Annotated in this window: 4 protein-coding genes; 3 read left to right on the top strand and 1 reads right to left on the bottom strand. The window is 64.9% G+C overall.

Annotation, left to right across the window (positions count from 1 at the left end):
* Both VFW69_RS18325 and VFW69_RS18320 read left to right on the top strand, forming a co-directional pair.
* Positions 1-584 (top strand): aspartate-semialdehyde dehydrogenase (locus VFW69_RS18325; protein ID WP_526503183.1); only part of this gene is annotated, 584 nt, incomplete at its 5' end.
* A gap of 7 nt (positions 585-591) precedes the next feature.
* Complete coding sequence (locus VFW69_RS18320; protein WP_526503181.1) at positions 592-1,743, top strand: DUF4185 domain-containing protein; 1,152 nt, start codon at positions 592-594, stop codon at positions 1,741-1,743.
* 28 nt (positions 1,744-1,771) lie between these two features.
* On the opposite strand, the gene VFW69_RS18315 is transcribed toward VFW69_RS18320, so the two are convergent.
* Positions 1,772-4,414, bottom strand: coding sequence for a winged helix-turn-helix domain-containing protein (locus tag VFW69_RS18315; RefSeq protein WP_526503179.1), 2,643 nt, complete (start codon positions 4,412-4,414; stop codon positions 1,772-1,774).
* A gap of 308 nt (positions 4,415-4,722) precedes the next feature.
* Between VFW69_RS18315 and VFW69_RS18310 the strand changes: the two genes are divergently transcribed.
* The gene (locus tag VFW69_RS18310) at positions 4,723-6,159 is read left to right on the top strand and encodes a WS/DGAT/MGAT family O-acyltransferase (RefSeq protein ID WP_526503177.1); all 1,437 of its coding nucleotides are present in this window, start codon (positions 4,723-4,725) and stop codon (positions 6,157-6,159) included.
* Positions 6,160-6,539 lie beyond the last annotated feature (380 nt).

Below are 6,539 nucleotides of genomic sequence, written 5' to 3'. Positions count from 1 at the left end.
TCGTCTCCAGCTACCAGGCGGTGTCCGGTAGCGGGCTCGCGGGTGTGCAGGAGCTGGCCTCGCAGGCCCGCGCGGTGATCGACGACGTGGAGAAGCTGACGCACGACGGATCCGCGGTCGCGTTCCCCGCACCGAACAAGTACGTCGCGCCGATCGCCTTCAACGTGCTGCCGCTGGCCGGATCGCTGGTGGACGATGGCTCCGGGGAGACCGACGAGGACCAGAAGCTGCGCCACGAGAGCCGCAAGATCCTCGGCATTCCCGACCTGGCCGTCAGCGGCACCTGTGTGCGGGTGCCGGTGTTCACCGGGCACTCGCTGTCGATCAACGCCGAATTCGCCCGGCCGCTGTCGCCCCAGCGGGCCCGCGAGCTGCTCGACTCTGCGCCCGGCGTCAAGGTGGTCGACGTGCCGACCCCGCTTGCGGCCGCCGGCGTCGACGAATCCCTGGTCGGCCGGATCCGGCACGACCCTGGGGTGCCCGATGGCCGCGGTCTGGCACTGTTCATCTCCGGTGACAACCTGCGCAAGGGGGCGGCGCTGAACACCATCCAGATCGCCGAGCTGCTGGCCGCCCAGCTGTGACAAGCGGGTGAGTACCGCGCATACCCGATTGGTCGCGCGGAGTTCGCTACTGATCGCCTCTTTCCTTGTTACCCAATCTTTTTGGGCCGCCGTCGCGCGGTCCGACCCGCCGGCGCCAATGCCGAACCCGGTCGTACCACCACTGGCGCCGGGGCAGGTCCTGCGGCTGGGCCCGACAGCTGGGACCGGCACGGAGACAAGGGATTTCGATATCGGCGCCACCGACCTGTGCGAATTCATGGAGTTTCCCTCCCAGGTCTTGCAGATCTGTGGCGACAGCTTTCCGGGTCAGGGGGTGGGCTTTGGTCGCGACTTCGCGCCGATCGCGTTGCGCGTCGACACCTCGTCCGTCGACGACCCCGGCGGAGTGCGTTACACCGGGGTGACCGGGATCAGCAATCCGCTGCTGGCCGAGCCCACGCCGCCGGGAGCCTCGCAGTTGCCCGCCGGGGTGGTGGAGATCAACCGGCGCAACTACCTGATGGTGACGACGACCAAAAACCTCGAGCCGCAGACCTCCCGGCTGGTGACTGCCGAACCGGCGCGTGCGGGCTGGCAGACGGTCCCGGGATCCAAGCGACCCGCGTCGTACCAGGGCGGCTCACAGAGCCAGATCAGCGGCTACTACGACCCGATCCCCACCCCAGATTCCCCCAGCGGGTGGGTATACATCGTCGCCAACAGTTTCACCCGCAGAGACCCGGTGCTGCTGTATCGGGCCACGCCGCAGACATTCACTGACCGGGCGCGGTGGCAGGGTTGGGCGGCGGGCCCGGGCGGGGGCTGGGGCAAGCCGCCGACGCCCCTGTGGCCGGACGCGGTGGGCGAGATGTGCATCCGGCAGATCGACGGTAAGGCGGTGCTGTCCTACTTCAATGCCGTCACCGGCAACATGGAGGTCCGGGTGGCCGACGACCCGACGTCGCTGGGCGACGCGCCGGTCACCACGGTGGTGCAGCACGACGAGTGGCCGGAGCCGGCGGAGAGCCTGCCGCCGCCTTATGACAACCGGCTCGCGCAGCCGTATGGCGGTTACATCTCGCCCGGTTCGACGCTTGACGAGCTGCGAATCTTCGTGAGCCAGTGGGACACTCGGGCGCGGGTCGCCGCGCCGTACCGGGTGATCCAATTCGCGGTCAACCCGCTGCGGCCCGAGTAACGACCGTTTTGGGGCTCTCGGAAGTCGTCTATTTCGAGACAGCGTTCAGTTCTGTTCGGGCCTGGTCGATTTGGTCGTATGCGTACGCCACCATGTCGGCGGTGGTCATGGTCTCACCCGTGCGGGCGAGCGATTCGTAGGTCTGGTCGCCGAGGACTTCGCGAAGGTGCGCCATCGCGGCGTTGATAGCGGGAAACGACGCCTCAGTCAGGGGACTGAACGCGAAACCGGCGATGGCGGCCGCTGCTTCGTAGCGGCCGAGCCGATCCAGAAAGATTGCTAGGTTCGTGAATGGCGAACGCAGAGTGACGATGTTGCCGGAATCGTGCAGATGGCGGATCGCCAGACCGATGTGATCGAGGGCCGATACCGGATCGCCCCGTTCGACGTCGAGTTGGGCCATGTTGGCGGCGATGTGAGTTTCGTTGAATCGGTTGCCGCTGTCGTGGGCGATCGCCAGGCCCCGGTGCATGGTTTCCAGAGCGCGGTCGGGGTCGGCGTTGCGCCAGGCGAAGCCGCAAGCCAGCAGTGCCAACGAGACCGCCTGTGGATTTCGCGTCGCTTCCGCACGCTCGATCAGGCCGTCCGCGGCGGCTGTTGCCTCGTCGTAGCGGCCCGCGATCGTCAATGCAGTGATCAGGAATGCCGTCAAGTTCGGATGCACGTCGCCCAGGCGTACTTGCTGGGTGCGGACCCACTCGACCGACCGATCAGGCTGGCCGACGGCTAGATAGGCATTGGCCAGCATGTTCTCGAGACCGAAGGGCACCTTCCCCCCGCCTGCGCGGATCGCCGCCTGTCCCGCGTTGCCGTAGCGCATGGACTCCTCGATACGTCCGACGATCCAGCACTGCGACGCGGTGGTGTACAGAAAGACGAGCCTTGGGTGGTCGACGGCGCGGGCAGGCTCGATCAGCTCTTCGGCCCACGCGGTGGGTTCGTAATTCTCCACCCAGAAGCCAAGTGCCGCCGCGTAGGTGGCGATGGTGCTCGCGACATCGAGGTCCCCCTGGTCGGCGGCCCACCGAAACGCGGTGCGCAGATTGGCCAACTCGACCGTGAACCAGGCGTAGGCCTCGCGCTGGCGGGGGCTGTCCCACAGAAGCAGGATGTCGGCTTCGCGTCCGGCGAAGTACCGTGAGTGGGCGGCTCGAATCTCGGTTGCTTCGCCTCGAGCGGCGAGTTGTTCCTCGGCGAACTGGCGGATCGTTTCCAGCATCGAATATCTGGTCCGCCCCGATCCGCGCTCGGCAACCAGCAGGGATTTGCGCACCAGCGCGTCCAGCAGATCCAAGACGGCGAAGTCGTCGACATCATCGGATCCCGCCACGGCGCAGGCGCTTTCAAGATCAAAGCCGCCTGCGAACACCGAACACCGTTCCAGCAAAGACTTTTCCGCATCCGCGAGCAGGTCGTAGGACCACGCCACCGCGTGCCGCAGAGTTTGGTGACGTGCCAGTCCGCGCCTTGACCCGACCAGCAGCCGGAACCGTTGATCAAGGCGGCTACGCACGTCGCTCGCGCTCATCGAGGCCATCCGCGAGGCGGCAAGTTCAACGGCCAGCGGAATGCCGTCGAGTCTGCGGCAGATGTCCACTACAGCGGACGCCTCGGTGGGATGCGCCAGTGAGAAGTCCGACGCGACACTTCGCGCGCGCTCAACGAAAAGCTGTACAGCTGCGGATTCGATTCCCGCACTGACATTCAGCGACGGCACACGCCATACCTGCTCATCGGCGACTCCCAACCCTTCGCGGCTGGTAGCGAGGGCTTTCACAGTCGTCGAGTGCACAAGTATGGCCTCCACCAGCTCGGCCGCCGCATCGAGAACATGCTCGCAGTTGTCGATCACCAGCAGCCGGATCCTGCCCTGCAACGCGGCAGCGACCGACTCGGTCACGGTCATTCCGCTCTGTTGACCGATGCCCAACGTCGAGGCCACCGCATCGGGCACCGCCACCGGATCAGTGACCGTTGCCAATTCGAACACCCAAACCCCGTCAGGAAACTCATCAGCCAGTCGCGCCGCCACTTCCAACGCGAGCCGCGTCTTGCCGACTCCACCCACCCCGGTCAGCGTCACCAACCGATGCTTTTTGACCGCCATTTCGATGTCGGCGACTTCAGACTCGCGTCCGATTAAGCTCGTGCTGGCAGGTCGCAGATTTCCCGGACTCGTATCCAGCGCCCGCAGCGGCGGAAACTCGGTGCGCAAACCCGCCGCTCGGACCTGAAACACCCCGACCGGCAAAGGAACACCTCGCAATCGTCGCGGCCCCAGATCGACCAGATCAATTCCGCTGAGCAGACTTGCCGTCGACTCGACCAGCAGAATCTGACCGCCGTGCCCGGCGGCCATCACCCGTGCCGCGCGGTTCAGCACCGCGCCGAAGTAGTCGGCCTCCCGTAGCTCGGCTTCGCCGGTGGCCAGCCCCATCCGGACCGGCAACTCAAGCTGCCGCTGCGCTGCGACGGCGGCATCCACCGCTGCTTTCGGGGAGCTGAATGCCGCGCACACACCGTCACCGGTGTGCTTGAAAAGGAACCCGTCGTGCGCGGCGATAGCGTTATGCAACACCTTGTCGTGGGCAACCAGCGCTTTCCGCATGCCGTCGGCGTCGGTCTCCCACCGACGGGTCGAACCCTCGACATCGGTGAACAGAAACGTCACAACACCAGAAGGCGGACCCCCTGCGGACACCCGCACAGGATGTCACACCAAGCCCACGTCCACGCAGCAAAACCGCGACTGACTTCGAAGCTCTCGTATGTCGTCTTTGAAACAAGAGTGGGAAGCTTGTTGTCTACTGCCGCTGTCCCCCGGCGGTCGTCGTGATGCTACGCGAGCACTCTTGGCCCGACATGGCTTCGGCCCAAGATGGCGATTTCAAGCGGTGGGCGGCGCCTCGAAATGGATTTCCCACGTTGCGGTGTGACCGGCCTACTCTTTGGAAAGGACCGTGCGTGAGGAGGCCGTCTGTGCAGCAGCTGAGTTGGACCGATGACATGATGCTGCGCGCTGAGACGCCTGCGACGCCATTGCAGATTCAGCTGCTCCTGATCTACGACCCGTCGACCGCCCCGGGCGGCAAGGTGACCTTCAAGGGCATTCTCGAGGAGCTCGACGCCCGGCTGCATCTCGCGGATGTGTTTCGGCGGCGGTTGACCGAGCTGCCGGGCGGTTTGCACAGGCCGTACTGGGTTGATGACCCGAGCTTCGATCTTGAATATCACGTCCGACATATCGGGCTGCCGCAGCCCGGTGACTGGCGGCAGCTCTGTATCCAGGTCGCACGGCTGCATGCCAGACAGATCGACCTGCGTCGCCCGCCATGGGAGATCACTGTCATCGAGGGACTGAATTCCGTGCCAGGGGTACCGAAGGGCTCGTTTGCGATGGCGTTGAAACTGCACCACTGTGCGGTCGACGGCATGGCGAGCGTTCAGATGATCGCGGCCTTGCACGATCTTGCCGCTGATAGCCCCCGCCCCGCTGGGCCAGACAGTCCCTGGCGCCCCGGCCCTCTTCCCTCGACCACAGACTTGCTAGCGCGCACGGCAATTAACGCAGCGCTGCACCCGTTGCGGGCGGGCACCGTGCTCGCCTCGAGTGCCCCGAAGGCAGTCCGGGGCTTAGCCGGTCTGCCGGGCAAGCTGATCGACGGTGTCGCGTCCAGAGTCGCCGGGAGCAGTGTGCCGTCGTTTGCACCGAAGACCCGTTTCAACCAAACAGTGTCGCCGCACCGTGTCTTCGAGGCCCGGTTCCACGATCTCGCCGATTTCAAGCGGATCAAGGCGAGTGTGCCCGGCTCGACGGTCAACGATGTGGCGCTGGCCTACGTCGGCGGCGCCCTTCGCGAGTATCTGAATGGCCACGACGAGTTGCCCGATGAATCGCTTGTTGCGGCGTGCCCGATCTCACTACGCGAAGGGGGCGACAAGACCAGCAACGGGAACATGTTGTTCGGCCGGTTGCAAACGCTCGCTACCGACATCGCTGATCCCCTTGAACGGCTTGCCGCAATCGCTGCGTCGACTGCGGGAAGCCGCACGGGCTCAGGACAATCGACCAGGACCCAACTGCTCGATCTCATTGGCACAGTGCCAACAGCGCTGCTCGGAATGACTGCAAAGGCCGCGAGCGTGCTTCCGTTCTCAGGCCCGACGATCGCCAACACGACCGTGACCAATGTGCCCGGTCCAACCGAACCGATCTTCCTCAGCGGTGCCCGACTCGTACGCGCCGCCGGTCTTGGGCCGCTGGTTGCGGGCTTGAACCTTATCCATGTCGTTGCGAGCTACAACGGAACTTTGTCGATCAGCGCTACTGCGGATCGCGACGCCCTGCCCGACCCCGCGACGTATGCCCAATGCATGGAGAAGGCTTTTCAGGAGTTACTTGCCAGCGCGGGCTGACCTTGCTGATCCTCTGCGGATTCCGACGCGGCAATGCTCGTTGAATGCACCAGATCGGCGAACAGCGCCGTGACTTTCTTTTCAGCCCACCCGTGACCTGCGTGACTCGCGTACCGCACTCGGCACAAAACTGGCCATCGAACTGGACTGCGCGCCGCAGGAACCACAGACCAACCCGGTCAGGGTCAGTTCGCAGCCGCCATCCCCAGGGGGTCCACGTCAGTATCGTTCACTGCCGGTCACCGATATCCGGCATATCACCATGCCAAACTGTGAGACGACTGAGACGAAGTTCGAGACTCTCGTAAGTCGTCTATTTCGAGACAGCGTTCAGTTCTGCTCTGGCCTGGTCGATTTGGTCGTATGCGTACGCCACCATG

The organism is Mycobacterium sp., from assembly GCF_036273375.1.
Classification (GTDB): domain Bacteria; phylum Actinomycetota; class Actinomycetes; order Mycobacteriales; family Mycobacteriaceae; genus Mycobacterium.
This window is presented reverse-complemented; position numbering and strand designations above follow the sequence as displayed.